Below are 13,832 nucleotides of genomic sequence, written 5' to 3' on the forward strand. Positions count from 1 at the left end.
GTTCCCCGCGCAGACTGGCCGGGTGACCACCGCGCGCCCCGAGGCTCGGCTGCTCGTCGTCGAAGACGAACCGAACATCCGCGAGCTTCTCGCCACGTCGCTGCGGTTCGCCGGCTTCGAGGTCCACGTCGCCGAGGACGGCGCCACGGCCCTCCATCTGGCGACGACCCATCAGCCCGACCTCGTCGTCCTGGACGTGATGCTCCCGGACATGGACGGCTTCACCGTCACCCGACGGCTCCGGGACACGGGCAGACAGCTCCCCATCGTCTTCGTCACGGCGCGTGACTCGGTCGACGACAAGATCAAGGGCCTGACGGTGGGCGGTGACGACTACGTGACCAAGCCGTTCAGCCTCGAGGAGGTGGTGGCGCGTATCCGCGCCGTCCTGCGGCGGACCCGCGGGGAGCGCGACGCGACTGCCGCCCTACGGTTCGAGGACCTCGAGCTGGACGAGGACTCGCACGAGGTCACGCGGGACGGACGGTCGATCGAGGTCTCCCCCACCGAGTTCAAGCTGCTGCGGTACCTGATGCTCAACCCCAACCGGGTGCTGTCCAAGGCGCAGATCCTCGACCACGTCTGGGACTACGACTTCCGCGGCGAGAGCGGCATCGTCGAGTCCTACATCTCCTACCTGCGGCGCAAGATCGACCTGGATGGCCTGCCGCCCCTGATCCACACCAAGCGCGGCGTCGGCTACGTCCTTCGCAAGCCGCCGGAGCTCTAGCCGGTGTCCAGCCAGCTCGGCCGTCCCACGGTCGGAGCCACGGTGACCAGACATCTCCAGGCGCTTCCACTGCGGGTCCGCCTCGTGTCCGTGCTGCTCCTCCTTCTCCTCCTGGCCCTCACCCTGACGGCAAGTGCCACGGCCGCCCTGATGCGCCAGGACCTGATGAGCCGGGTCGACCAGGACCTCGACCGCGCGTATCCCGCCGTGGCGCAGCAGGCCCTGGACACTCTGCGGAGCCAGAGTCCGAACCGCCTGCCCAGCGGGTACGCCGTGGTGTTCTACCCCACCGACGGGTCGCAGGCGGTCGAGATCGACCCAACCGGTCTGAGCTCCAAGCCGGAGGTGCCCGAGGACCTCCCGCTGAAGGACCCCCGCGTCTCGTCGACCAAGCCCTTCACCATCGGCTCGCAGGACGGGGACGGAGAGTGGCGAGCGATCGCAGGCCGGCTCCGCAGCAACACGGCGACGTTCGTCGTCGCGGTGCCGCTTCAGAGCGTCGACCACACGGTGCGCCGGCTGGTACTGGTGGAGCTGCTCATCGGCCTCACCGTCCTGGCTGCGTGCGCCGCTATCGGCTGGTATGCCGTCCAACGGGCCTTCCGGCCCCTCCAGGAGATCGAGGACACGGCCGCCGCCATCGCCCACGGCGACCTGGGCCGGCGCATCCCGACCCGCACGGCGAAGGACGAGGTGACGTCGCTGTCCCGCTCGCTCAACGTGATGCTCGCCCAGATCGAGCAGTCCTTCGCCGCACGGGAGGCGTCCGAGGAACGGATGCGCCAGTTCGTCGCCGACGCCTCACACGAGCTGCGCACTCCTCTGGCGGCGGTCCGGGGCTATGCGGAGCTGTACCGCCAGGGCGCGGTCCGGGAGCCTGCCGAGGTTGCGAGCGCGATGTCGCGGATCGAGGGTGAGGCCGGACGGATGGGAGGTCTCGTGGAGGACCTGCTCATGCTGGCCCGGCTCGACGACCAGCGGCCGCTGCGGATCGCCCCCGTCGACCTGGTTGTCCTGGCGGCCGACGCGGCTCAGGACGCCAGAGCGATCGACCCCTTGCGGCCCATCAGCGTCGTGGGGCTGACCGGTCCGCTGCAGCCGACCCTCGTACCTGGAGACGAGGCGAAGCTGCGGCAGCTCCTGGCCAACCTCGTCTCGAACGCCTTGAACCACACCCCACAAGGCTCACCGGTCGAGATCGCCGTCGGCACCAGGAGTGCCGGTCAGCAGGCCGTGCTGGAGGTGCGCGACCGCGGTCCGGGAGTCGACCCCGCGAAGGCCCGCAAGGTGTTCGAGCGCTTCTACCGCGCCGACCCCTCCCGCGCCCGCGGCGCAGGGGGCGGCAACGGGCTCGGGCTGGCCATCGCCGCAGCGATCGTCGCCAGCCACAGCGGCCGTATCGGCGTGGCGGAGACCCTCGGTGGTGGTGCCACGTTCGTCGTGGAGCTTCCCACAGCAAACTCTCAGCCGGGGCCCAGCCAGCCTTGACGTCGACGGGCTTGACTGGTTCGACCAGGCCAGAAACAAGGAGCGAGTGCAATGAGCCAGACCCACCACGAGGCCCCACCGGAGCTCTCTGGGGAGGCGCGGCGGCCTCCCCAGGACTCCGGTCAGGCGCCCGTCCACAGTGAACCCGTCGACAGGGACCCCCGCGACCCGTTCGCCCGGCCCGCGGCGTCCCACGATCCGGCGCCCGCGCCGGTCTGGTTCGGCCAGACGCAGGAGCTGCCTCCCTCGCACTCCGCCTTCGGGCCGGGTGCCTCGGGTGCCGGCGGCTTCGGCCCCGGGCCGGCGCCCGCTGGTGGCGACGGCTACTCCTCGATGTCGCCACCACCTGCTGGGCCGCCCCCCTTCGCGTCCACGCGGAGCGGGTCAGAGCCCGCCCAGCCGGGCAAACGCCGTCGGTGGACGGAGCTGACCGCCGTCGCGGCGCTTGCCGCCCTCCTGGCGAGCGGCGGCACGTACGCCGCGACCCAGCTCGACGAAGGCTCGCCGGCGTCCTCCACTGCGAGCACGTCGTCGCCGGGTCGGGGCACGCCCTCCGCACCCGTGGTGCAGGCCGACGCGACGAACCCCAACTGGACCGCCACCGCGGCAGCCGTGGCGCCCAGCGTCGTGGCCATAACCGTGAAGTCGGCGCAGGCCGAGGGCCAGGGCTCCGGCGTGGTCATCGACTCCAAGGGCCACATCCTGACGAACAACCACGTCGTCACCGGCGCCGGGTCGGACGCCAGCATCACGGTCACGCTGAACGACGGTCGCACGTACAAGGCGACGATCGCCGGCACCGACCCGAGCACGGACCTCGCCGTGATCACCCTCAGCAACGCACCAAGCGACCTCAAGCCGGTCGCCATCGGTGACTCGGACGCCCTCAAGGTAGGCGACCCGGTGATGGCCATCGGCAACCCGCTGGGGCTCGCCGGGACGGTGACCACCGGCATCGTGAGCGCGCTCAACCGCCCGGTGACCACCCAGGCGGAGGACAACAGCCAGCCGCAGAACCCGTTCGACCAGGGTGGTCCCGGACAGGGCCAGCAGGGCAGCAGCGACACGGCAGAGGTGGTGACGAACGCCATCCAGACGTCCGCCGCGATCAACCCCGGGAACTCCGGTGGCGCGCTCGTCAACGCCTCGGGCCAGCTCATCGGCATCAACTCGGCCATCGCCAGCCTCGGCTCGTCCGGCAGCAGCCAGAGCGGCAGCATCGGGATCGGCTTCGCGATCCCGGCCAACGAAGCGAAGAGCATCGCCACCCAGCTCATCGACAAGGGCAAGGCGGAACACGCCTTCCTCGGCGTGAGCCTCGCGGACGGCACAGCCTCGGACGGCGCCAGCCAGCGAGCCGGCGCTCAGATCACGCAGATCACCTCTGGCACACCCGCGGCTCAGGCGGGGCTCAAGGAGGGAGACGTCGTCATCGCGGTGAACGGCGAGCGCGTGGACTCCTCCCTGTCGCTGGTGGCCAACATCCGCGAGCGCGCTGTCGGGGACAAGGTGAAGCTGACGGTGCTGCGTGGCGGCAAGCAGGTGACCGTCACGGCGACCCTGGTAGCAAAGAGCACGGCCACCCAGTGACGACCTGCAGGCGACCAGAGCTGGCTACGACGATTCCCACGTAGCACGATTCTCCGGTAACACAGCGAGTCCCCGGCGGGACCCGGCGAGGGCCGTGGCGTGCACCTGCACGCCACGGCCCTCGCTTCTCAGTCCGGTAGGTCCCTCGGTCCGTACGACGGTCCGTCCACGGTCGGTCCGTCTGGCGTCCAGAGGAGCGGGTCGATGCACAGCCTCCGGGCAGTCATCTGCGCGTCCCACGCGTGGTAGACGATGACGTCCGTCCCGCCCGGAGTGGTGACGATGCTGTTGTGACCGGGACCCACCACCTTCCCGGGGATCGTCCGCATCAGCGGCTCCACCCCGTCTGGTGCCGTCCACGGACCGAGCGGATGGTCACTCACTGCCCATCCGACGGCGTACGTCGGCTCCAGCCACGAGCCCGCCGAGTAGAAGCACCAGTAGCGCCCCTCGCGGAAGCACACTGCCGGCCCCTCGAGGGTGTGCCAGTCGTACTGCGCTCCGTACATCTGGCGGTCGCGCTGGTAGATCTGCCAGTCCGCGGTCGGCCTGAGCACCTCGACGACCTCGTCGTCCAGGGAGGTCATGTCGTCGCCCAGCCGAGCGACCGCCAGCATCGTGCCGGCCCGTTCTCCCTCGAGGACGTCGTGCGCGAAGTAGAGGTACCACGCACCGTCCTGCGCCTGCAGCGGGTGCGGGTCGATGGCGAACCGTTCGTCCGGTGTGAGGTCGACGCCCTGGTCGACGTACGGGCCGGTCGCCGAGTCGGCCACCGCCACCCTGAGGTGGTGGCCGGCGTCGCCGTTCCCGGCGGAGTAGTAGAGGTAGAACCGCCCGTCCCGCTGGGCGACCTCCGGAGCCCAGAAGTCGGTACCCAGGCCCGGTGGCGTCTCCAGAGCCCCGCCGACGCTGGTCCAGCTCACCAGGTCGGGAGAGGTGAGCACCTCGAAGGTGCGACCGCCGACGACACGACCGGTGCCGACGGCGACGTAGCGGTCCCCGACCCGCATCACGAAGGGGTCGGCGAAGTACCCGTCGTACAGGGGGTTCGCGTAGGTGACCGGCATGGCATGAGGGTGGCATCACCTCATGCGGTGCGCACATCGATACCAATTTGTTGCCTATGACGGCGCGGCGTTGTGTTGAACTCCGAGACGCAGGGTATGAGCCGTTCGGCTGCACCGCGGCAGCCGGGTGAAGGAGAGCGTCATGATCGCCGCATCCCGCAGACTCCTGACAGTCGCTCTTGCGCTGGTATCTCTCGGTGGGGTGGGCGCGCTGCCGCTGGCGCCGCCGGCCCAGGCGCGTGTCGCGCCGGTCAGGACCACCTACGTCAACCCGGTCAGCAAGCCGTTCGCCGACACCTTCGCCGACCCTTCGGTGATCCGCGGCAAGGACGGGCTCTGGTACGCGTACGGGACCTCCGACCCACTTCGCGAGGGCGAGCGGACTCCGCACAAGGTGCCCATGGCGCGCTCCACCGACCTCGTCCACTGGACCTACGCCGGCGACGCCTTCACCGCCGCGACCGTCCCGAGCTGGGCCGCCCCGGACGCGTCCCTGTGGGCTCCGGACATCAGGTATGTCGACGGGCAGTACCGGATGTACTACGTGGTCACCGACACGACCCTGTTCCCCTCCAAGAACGACAACGCGATCGGGATGGCGACTGCGCCGACGCCCGTCGGACCGTGGACCGACAGCGGCGCGCCGGTCGAGGGTCCCCGGATGAACGGCGACCCGGACAACTTCCTGTGGACCTTCGACCCCTCTGCCGTCACCGACGTCGACGGCAGCCAGTGGCTCTTCTACGGCTCCTACTACGGCGGCCTGCACGTCCGCCGCCTCACCGACGACGGCCGCACGGCAGTGGGCCCGTCGACCATGGTGGCCATCGACAACAAGTTCGAGGGCGCGTACGTGGTGCGGCGTGGTGGCTACTGGTACCTCTTCGCCTCCACGGCGAACTGCTGCGCCGGGCCCACGACGGGCTACAGCGTCCAGGTCGGCCGGTCCAGGGACCTGCGCGGCCCGTATGTCGACAAGCAGGGCGTACCGCTGCTGCAGTCGCGGGCCGGTGGCACACCTGTCCTGAACCAGAACGGGAACCGCTGGGTCGGAGCCGGGCACAACGCGATTGCCACCGACCTCGCCGGTCGGGACTGGATCGTCTACCACGCCATCGACCGCGCCGACCCCTTCCTCGACGAGCCGTACGGCATCAACCAGCGCCCCATGCTGCTCGACCGGCTGGACTGGGTCGACGGCTGGCCGGCGACCCGGGCCGGTCTGGGGCCAAGTGAGGGGCCCCGGACCGGACCCGACGCCGCTGGTGCCACGACGACGTTCACCAGCACGAACCGGCAGTGGGGCACGCGTGGTCGGTGGACACCGTCGTCCGACCCGCAGTCCGGGTCCTTCCTGCAGTCCGCGAGCCCCGCGAAGGTCGTCAGCCGGTACGCCGTCCCCGGGGACGTCCGTACCGAGGCCGACCTGCGGTCGACCGGTGCGGCGTACGGGCTGGTCCAGGAGCGCGGGAAGTCCTCCGAGATCCTGCTGCGCATCGACCCCGCCACCAGGACCGTGACGCTGTCCACCGGCCGTCGAGGCGCCCCAGAGCACTCTGTGAGTGCGACGCTGCCCGCGAGCTTCGACGCAGCCGACTGGCACTCCGTCAGCCTCGAGGTCCGCGACGCCCGCATCCATGCAGAGGTCACGCACGCGCGCCTCGGTGACCCCCTCGCGGACCTCACGCTGGCGACCCCGAGGCCTGGCACGACTGCAGGTCACGGCGGCGCGTATGCCGCGGGGCCCGGAGTCGGCGTGGACAACCTCAGCTCGCGACGCGCCGCCCGCCTCGTGACCGCGCTGGCTCCCACAGCGGTGCCGTCGAGGCTGGACCCGTCCGACAGTGACGAGTTCACCGGTCCAGGCCTGCGGCCGGGGTGGCAGTGGGTGCGCCAGGACGACAGCGCGACCGTCGCCGGCGGCACCCTGCGCTGGCCCACCGAGAACGCCGACCTGACCGGTGACAGCAACAACGCGGGCGTCCTGCTTCGGGACGTGGGTGACGGCGACTGGGCCGCCGTGACGAAGCTGTCGATCGACCTCGGCACCGACACCGTGCGCAACTACCAGCAGGGCGGGCTCATCGTGTACGTCGACGACGACCTGTTCACCCGTCTGTCACACGTCGCCATCTGGAACACCAGGCAGACAGAGTTCGGCAAGGAGATGCCGTACGCGGGCAGGCTGTCCTACGGAGGCACGATCGTCGGTCCCCCGGCGGACACCACCTGGCTGCGGATCACCCACCGCCGCGACCCCTCCAACGGCGAGCACGAGCTGCGCGCCTGGACGAGCACGGACGGCACGACCTGGGTCAAGGGCGGTGTCTGGACCCTGCCCGCCGACGCCCACCTGCGAGTCGGGCTCGTGTCGCACGGCGGTGTCGGCGCGACCGCCCTCTTCGACTGGTTCCGCCTCTACCGCGGCTGAGCCACCCACCGAGCATCTCAACCCGAGAGCACCAAGCATCTCAACCCGAGAGAAGTCACCACACAGGAGGACACATGAACGACAGCCAGCACTTCCCGTTGTCGCGCAGGCACTTCATCGCACTCGGCGGGTCGGCTGCGGCCGCGGCCACGCTGGCTGCCTGCGGCGGAGGAAAGTCTGCGAGCGACGCTGCTGGTGCGGGGTCCAAGCCGAAGTCCACGTTCAGCGGGGCGTACTCGGGACCGGCCGTGACGCTGTCCTACTGGAACGGCTTCACCGGTGGTGACGGCCCGTTCATGAAGAAGATGGTGGCCGACTTCATGAAGGAGAACCCGAAGATCACCGTCTCCGGCAACACCGTCGAGTGGGCCCAGTACTACCAGCGCATGCCGGCCGCAGTGACGGCCGGCAAGGGTCCGGACGTGGGAGTCATGCACATGGACCAGCTCGCCACCAACGCCGCGCGCAGGATCATCCTTCCCCTCGACGACCTCGCCAAGAGCCTGGGCCTGGCGGAGGACGACTTCACCCCCGAGGTCTGGAAGGCCGGCATCTACAAGGACGCCCGGTACGGCATCCCGCTGGACGTCCACTCGCTGGCGATGTACTGGAACACCGACCAGGCGAAGGCGGCAGGAGTCAGCGACGCGCCGACGGACGGACAGGCGTTCATGGCCGAGCTGGACAAGCTGAAGAGCAGTGTCAAGCAGCCGTTCTGGATGCCCACCCGCTGGCCGGCCCACCTGATGTTCTACTCGCTGCTGTGGCAGTTCGGAGGTGAGCTGTACGCCAAGGACGGCAGCAAGGCGCTCTACGACTCCGACCAGGGCGTGCAGGCGCTGCAGTGGATGGTGGACATCGTGAAGAAGGGGTACAGCCCCAAGAACGTGGCGCAGGACAGCCAGTACGTCGGCTTCAAGAACAAGAAGCTGGCCGTGACGTGGGACGGCATCTGGCAGATCAACGACCTCAAGGCCACCAAGCTGCCCTTCGGCATCGCCCCGATCCCGAAGATCGGCAACCAGGAGGCGGTCTGGGCCAACAGCCACAACTTCTACATCAGCAAGCAGGCGGAGAAGGACGACAACAAGCTCAACGCGGCCAAGACCTTCATCGACTGGATGAGCAAGCACTCCGGGGACTGGGCCGGCGCCGGCATGATCCCGGCGCGCAAGACGGTCCGCGAGAGCGCGGCCGTCACCAACAGCACCCAGGCGCCGATCGCCAAGAAGATCGAGAGCATGCACTTCCTGCCGCCGATCCCCGGAGTTGCCGACATCTCTGGCCAGACGATCGAGATCGCCGTCGCGGACGCGGTCCTCGGCAAGCAGTCACCGAAGGACGCGCTCGCGGCGTCGGCCAAGAAGGCCACGGCCCAGATGGAGGCGAACAAGAAGAAGTTCGGGGCCTGACATGGCCGACAACGTCCTGGTCGAGCAGCGCCCCCAGGTCACCGAGCCTAACGGCGGCACCGGGAAACGCGTCCGCAGTCCAGGCGCCCCCCCTCCTGGGGTCCCGTGGCTGTTCATGGCGCCGTACCTCCTCCTGTTCGGCGGTTTCGTCCTTCTGCCCATCGTCTACGGCCTCTGGATCAGCCTGCACGACTACGACTACACCCTCCCCGGCCATCCCTGGGTGGGTCTGGCCAACTACACCGCACTCTTCTCCTCCGACTCCACCGTCTTCTCCGACTTCTGGAACAGCATGAAGGCGACGGGCATCTTCACCCTCGGCAGCGTGCCCCTACTGCTGGTGGTTCCGCTCGCGGTGGCGCTGGTGATGAACCAGAGGTTCAAGGGCCGAAACGTCTTCAGGGCTCTGTTCTTCGCGCCGTACGTCCTGGGTGTCGCAGTCGTGGCGGTCCTCTGGCGTTTCCTGCTGGACGCCAACATCGGTCTGGTGAACCAGGTCGCCGGGGCCGTCGGACTGCCCGACAAGACGGCGTGGCTCACCTCCACGCCGTCTGCGTGGGTGGCGCTCATCGGCGTCACGGTGTGGTGGACGCTGGGCTTCAACGCGGTGATCTACCTGGCCGGGCTTCAGGAGATCCCCGAGGAGCTCTACGAGGCGGCGCGCGTCGACGGCGCCTCGGCCTGGCAGCGCTTCCGGCATGTGACGCTGCCAGGCCTGAAACCGGTCGTGTCGTTCGTCACGATGATCACGATCATCTCCTCCGCCAACGTGTTCGGACAGCCGTACCTGATGACGCGCGGGGCACCTGGCACCGAGACCCGCACGGCCATCTACTACTTCACCGACCAGGGTCTGCGGAACTACCAGATGGGTAATGCGGCGGCCATGAGCTACGTCCTGACCTTGGTCCTCATCCTGGCGAGCCTGCTCGTGACGTGGGCCTTCCGTGAGAGGAGGGGCTGATGGCGACCGCCACCGCGACGACCACCGCGACCACGCCGGAGAAGAGGAAGCCCGTCCGACGAGGGACCGTGGCACGGCTGGTCGTCCTGACGCTGCTCGGGCTGATCTTCGTGAGCCCCCTGATCTTCATGGCGCTGACGTCCTTCAAGAACCGGATCGAGTCCGCTGCGGTGCCACCGACGCTCTGGCCGCACGACCCCACGGCGGAGGCCTACCGCTCGGTGCTGACGTCCTCGGGCACACCCGTCCTGCGCTGGTTCGTCAACTCAATGATTGCGGCGAGCGCCAACGCGGCCCTCGTGGTCGCCACCGCAGCGCTGGCGGCCTACCCGCTGGCCCGGATGGACTTCCGCGGCAAACGAGTCATCTTCGGACTGATCGTGGCGACGATCTTCGTGCCGCCGGTCATCCTGATCATCCCCAACTACCTCATCATCGGAAAGCTCCAGTGGCTCGACACCCTGCTGGCCGTGATCGTACCCACGGCGGCAGGAGCCTTCGGCGTCTTCTTCCTGAGGCAGTTCTTCCTGTCGCTACCCAGCGAGCTGGAGGAGGCGGCCGCACTGGACGGCGCGAGCATCTGGCGCACCTTCCTCAGCGTCGTCCTCCCGCTGTCCAAGCCGGCGCTCGCCACTCTTGCCATGCTGGCGTTCCTGACCAACTGGAACGACTTCCTGTGGCCGGTCTACGTGCTGTTCAGCCCGGAGTCGCAGACCCTTCCTGCGGGGCTGTCGACGCTGCAGTCCGCCAACAACGTGCGTTACGACCTGCTCATGGCCGGAGCGATGATCGCGAGCGTTCCTGTCCTGGTGATCTACGTCTTCGCGCAGCGGTTCATCATCGAGGGGGTGTCCAGGTCGGGCCTCAAGGGCTGAGCCGGGCCCGTCCGGAAAAGGTGGTGGATCGCCACCGCGGGTAGTGGCAGGCTTGCCCCTTGTGTCTGCCTCCATCCCGACGTCTGAGCTGAAGCGCGAGCAGGAGTACCTGAGCGAGGCGCGCGTCGCGCTGGCACGGATGCGCGAGCAGACGCTCTCGTTGAAGGTGCAGGCGCACGACCCCATCTCGGCGGAGCATCTGGCACGCACCCTGCACCTGCGCGCGGCGTCCCTGCAGGACGACCCGTCGACCACGCTGTTCTTCGGGCGCGTCGACACGGACGGCGACGAACGCTGGTACATCGGGCGTCGCCACGTCGCGGACGAGCACGGCGACCCCCTGGTCATCGACTGGCGCGCGAAGATGTCCACCGCCTTCTACCGGGCCTCGCGGTCGGAGCCCATGGGCGTGGTCCTGCGTCGCCGGTTCGGGCTGGACCGCGGTGCCATCACCGCCTACGAGGACGAGCACCTCCAGGACAGGGCTGAGCACGACGTCCACAGCCGGATCCTCGCCGAGGAGATCGAGCGGCCACGCGTCGGGCCGATGCGCGACATCGTGGCGACGATCCAGCCGGAGCAGGACGAGATCGTCCGAGCGGGGGCCGACCGGACCATCTGTGTCCAGGGCGCGCCAGGGACGGGCAAGACGGCCGTGGGGCTGCACCGCGCGGCCTGGTTGCTGTACGCCTTCCGGGACCGGCTGGCGCGCTCCGGGGTACTCGTCATCGGGCCGAACCGCGCCTTCCTCGAGCACATCGGCGCGGTACTTCCTGCCTTGGGCGAGGTGGCCGTGGGCCATACGACGATCGAGGAGCTCGTCGCTTCAGTGCCCTTCCGCGCGCAGGACACCACGGCCGCTGCCGTCCTCAAGGGGGATGGCCGGCTCGCCGAGGTTCTTCGGCGTGCGGTCTGGTCGGCGGTCCGCCCGGCGACGGAGGCGCTCGTGGTTCCCCGTGGGGTGCGCAAGTGGAGAGTGCCCGCCTACGAGGTGCAGCAGATCCTGGCGGAGCTCAGGGGACGCGGGGTCCGGTATGAGGCGGCCCGCCAGATGCTCCCGCAGCGGCTGGCTCATGCCGTGCTGCTGCAGATGGAGGGCTCCGGCGACTCACCGGACGACCGGGTCCAGGACTCGGTCGCCCGCAGCCCGGTGGTCAAGCGGTATGTCGCGTCCCTGTGGCCCGCACTCGACCCCAAGGGCGTCCTGTGCTCGGTACTGGGCGACGCGCAGACGCTGGCGCGGCATTCCGACGGCCTGCTGGATCCGCAGGAGCAGCGCCTGCTGCTCTGGGAGACGCCGCCGCGGTCCAAGCAGTCGGCACGGTGGTCGCGAGCCGACGCCGTCCTGCTCGACGAGCTGGCGGACCACATCTCGCGGACCCCCTCGCTCGGCCACGTCGTACTTGACGAGGCCCAGGACCTCTCCCCGATGCAGCTACGGGCGGTCGGCCGTCGATGCTCCACCGGTGCGGCGACGGTCCTGGGGGACCTCGCACAGGGCACGACGCCGTGGGCGACGGACTCCTGGGAGACCTCCCTGCGCCACCTCGGGAAGCCCGGTAGCCACGTCGAGGTCCTGGATCGGGGCTTCCGGGTGCCGGCGAGCGTGATCGAGTACGCGGCCAAGCTTCTCCCGCACATGGCGCCGGGTCTAGGAGCCCCCGTGTCGGTGCGCGACAACCCCGGCCGTCTGGAGCTGAGGGAGGTCTCGCCTGAGTCGCTGCTCGACGTGACCGGGCGGATCGTGAGCCACGAGCTTGCCGAGCCGGGCTCCGTCGGTGTCATCGCCCCTGACGCGCTGGTGCCGGAGCTCTCCGCGTTCCTGCGTCGGCGAGGGATCGAGCATGGGATCCTCGGCCAGGACCATGGTGATGTCGAGCACCAGGTGGACCTGGTTCCCGCCACGGTGGCCAAGGGGCTCGAGTTCGACCGCGTGCTCGTCCTGGAACCCGCGGCGATCGCGGCGGCTGAGCCGGACGCACGTACGGGGCTACGCCGTCTCTACGTCGTCCTGACCCGTGCGGTGTCGGCTCTGACCGTGGTCCACTCGCAGTCCCTGCCGGCCGAGCTGACATGACCGCCCTCGCCACGTGGTGGAAGCTCGACATCGCCGAGCTCGCTCCCGGGGCACACCACGACGCCGTCGCCGCCATCGGGAACGACCTCGTGCGACGCCTCGCGGAGCCGCACCGCCACTACCACACGGCCGTTCATGTGCTCGAGCTGTTCTGGGCCCTGGAGGACCTCGAACGAGCCGGCGCGCTGACCCAGCGTGAGGGCTGTCTCGGTCGCCTGGCCGGCTGGTTCCACGACGCGGTCTACGACCCCGGCGCCGCCGCCGGAAGTAACGAGGAGGCCAGTGCCGAGCTTGCCGTCCGCGACCTCCGGGCGCTCGGGCTCTCGCGGGACGACGTCGACCGTGTTCGAGACCTCGTCCTGGCCACGGAGCACCACGAGCTGGGCGGGGACGTCCTGGCCGCCGCCTTCCATGATGCCGACCTGTGGATCCTGGGGTCGGCACCCGCGCGCTACGCCGAGTACACGCTCCAAGTGCGCCAGGAGTACACCGCTGTCCCCGAGGACGCCTTCCGCGCCGGGCGGGCACGCGTTCTCGCCCCGTTCCTGCAGCGCGAGTCCATCTACGCCACCGACTTCGCGCGTGGCGCGTGGGAGCACGCCGCCAGGACCAACGTGGCGCAGGAGCTGGCACGCCTTAGAGCGTGACCGGAGCTCGGCCTGCCGGCTTCAATGGCTCAGCGGCACCCTCAGTCACTCTCGGCACAGTGGTGGAGCGGTAGGCCTTTAGCACGCCGGCCTGTCGGCGCACAACCCTACATTCGAGGTTCGAATGACTCGTTGATTCGAGCGGATAGGGCTGTTTTGGTTGTTTCCGGACAACGCAGCCCTCGGGGGGAGCTCAGGTGGACCTACAGCTGTTGAGGGCCTTCTTGGCCGTCGCAGAGACACATTCCATCTCGAAGGCGGCGGTGCAGCTCGGCTACTCTCAGCCCGGCCTGAGCCACCGGATCCAGGTGTTGGAGCGTGAGCTCGGCTGCACGTTGTTCCGTCGGACGTCGCGCGGCATGACGCCGACGCCCGAGGGGCAGCTGCTGATGCCCTACGCCCGCATGACGGTCCTCATGATGCAGGACATCGACCAGACCATCGCGGCGTTCCGTGCTGCCCAGGAGAGGACCGGTACGGAGGACAACCCCGGGCAGGCAGCAGCCCACTGACGGCAGCGGAAGTCGGCGTGCGGCTCGTCGCGGTGCGGT

Annotated in this window: 11 protein-coding genes; 10 read left to right on the forward strand and 1 reads right to left on the reverse strand. The window is 69.3% G+C overall.

The window, feature by feature from the left end:
- Nucleotides 1-22 precede the first annotated feature (22 nt).
- The 3 genes from PHA84_RS03735 to PHA84_RS03745 are packed head-to-tail and all read left to right on the forward strand — an operon-like array spanning nt 23 to nt 3,808.
- Nucleotides 23-730, forward strand: coding sequence for a response regulator transcription factor (locus PHA84_RS03735; RefSeq protein ID WP_270886757.1), 708 nt, complete (start codon nt 23-25; stop codon nt 728-730).
- Nucleotides 731-772: 42 nt separating this feature from the next.
- Nucleotides 773-2,218, forward strand: a complete 1,446-nt coding sequence (locus PHA84_RS03740) for a sensor histidine kinase (protein ID WP_270886758.1) — start codon at nt 773-775, stop codon at nt 2,216-2,218.
- A 51-nt stretch (nt 2,219-2,269) separates the two neighbouring features.
- A complete protein-coding gene (locus tag PHA84_RS03745; protein WP_270886759.1) occupies nt 2,270-3,808 on the forward strand; it encodes a S1C family serine protease in 1,539 nt (512 codons plus the stop codon).
- 128 nt (nt 3,809-3,936) lie between these two features.
- On the opposite strand, the gene PHA84_RS03750 is transcribed toward PHA84_RS03745, so the two are convergent.
- Complete coding sequence (locus PHA84_RS03750) at nt 3,937-4,875, reverse strand: glycoside hydrolase family 43 protein (protein WP_270886760.1); 939 nt, start codon at nt 4,873-4,875, stop codon at nt 3,937-3,939.
- Between the two features lie 142 nt (nt 4,876-5,017).
- Here PHA84_RS03750 and PHA84_RS03755 point away from each other — a divergent pair, with 142 nt between their 5' ends.
- The 7 genes from PHA84_RS03755 (at nt 5,018) to PHA84_RS03785 (ending at nt 13,793) form a co-directional block, all read left to right on the forward strand.
- Nucleotides 5,018-7,306 carry a family 43 glycosylhydrolase gene (locus tag PHA84_RS03755; protein ID WP_270886761.1) on the forward strand — a complete coding sequence of 763 codons (2,289 nt, stop codon included), beginning with the start codon at nt 5,018-5,020 and terminating at the stop codon, nt 7,304-7,306.
- Between the two features lie 74 nt (nt 7,307-7,380).
- The gene (locus PHA84_RS03760; RefSeq protein WP_270886762.1) at nt 7,381-8,718 is read left to right on the forward strand and encodes an ABC transporter substrate-binding protein; all 1,338 of its coding nucleotides are present in this window, start codon (nt 7,381-7,383) and stop codon (nt 8,716-8,718) included.
- 1 nt (nt 8,719) lies between these two features.
- Nucleotides 8,720-9,682 (forward strand): carbohydrate ABC transporter permease, encoded by a 963-nt coding sequence (locus PHA84_RS03765; protein WP_270886763.1) that lies wholly within the window; start codon nt 8,720-8,722, stop codon nt 9,680-9,682.
- Nucleotides 9,682-10,557 carry a carbohydrate ABC transporter permease gene (locus PHA84_RS03770; RefSeq protein ID WP_270886764.1) on the forward strand — a complete coding sequence of 292 codons (876 nt, stop codon included), beginning with the start codon at nt 9,682-9,684 and terminating at the stop codon, nt 10,555-10,557. Before PHA84_RS03765 ends, PHA84_RS03770 begins: the two co-directional genes overlap by 1 nt.
- A 52-nt stretch (nt 10,558-10,609) precedes the next feature.
- A complete protein-coding gene (locus PHA84_RS03775; protein WP_442952817.1) occupies nt 10,610-12,634 on the forward strand; it encodes a HelD family protein in 2,025 nt (674 codons plus the stop codon).
- On the forward strand, nt 12,631-13,281 hold the full coding sequence (locus PHA84_RS03780) for an HD domain-containing protein (RefSeq protein ID WP_270886766.1): 651 nt from the start codon (nt 12,631-12,633) through the stop codon (nt 13,279-13,281). Before PHA84_RS03775 ends, PHA84_RS03780 begins: the two co-directional genes overlap by 4 nt.
- A 197-nt stretch (nt 13,282-13,478) precedes the next feature.
- Entirely contained in the window at nt 13,479-13,793 is a 315-nt protein-coding gene (locus PHA84_RS03785; RefSeq protein WP_270886767.1) for a LysR family transcriptional regulator, read from the forward strand.
- The last annotated feature ends 39 nt before the right edge of the window (nt 13,794-13,832 follow it).

Origin of the sequence: Pedococcus sp. 5OH_020 (assembly GCF_027812955.1) — a bacterium.
Classification (GTDB): Bacteria; Actinomycetota; Actinomycetes; order Actinomycetales; family Dermatophilaceae; genus Pedococcus.

Bases quoted from the DNA above. Each gene is read 5' to 3' on its own strand.
- PHA84_RS03760 (WP_270886762.1), top strand. From the start codon at position 7,381: ATGAACGACAGCCAGCACTTCCCGTTGTCGCGCAGGCACTTCATCGCA.
- PHA84_RS03750 (WP_270886760.1), bottom strand. From the start codon at position 4,875: ATGCCGGTCACCTACGCGAACCCCCTGTACGACGGGTACTTCGCCGAC.
- PHA84_RS03780 (WP_270886766.1), top strand. From the start codon at position 12,631: ATGACCGCCCTCGCCACGTGGTGGAAGCTCGACATCGCCGAGCTCGCT.
- PHA84_RS03745 (WP_270886759.1), top strand. From the start codon at position 2,270: ATGAGCCAGACCCACCACGAGGCCCCACCGGAGCTCTCTGGGGAGGCG.
- PHA84_RS03765 (WP_270886763.1), top strand. From the start codon at position 8,720: ATGGCCGACAACGTCCTGGTCGAGCAGCGCCCCCAGGTCACCGAGCCT.
- PHA84_RS03770 (WP_270886764.1), top strand. From the start codon at position 9,682: ATGGCGACCGCCACCGCGACGACCACCGCGACCACGCCGGAGAAGAGG.
- PHA84_RS03755 (WP_270886761.1), top strand. From the start codon at position 5,018: ATGATCGCCGCATCCCGCAGACTCCTGACAGTCGCTCTTGCGCTGGTA.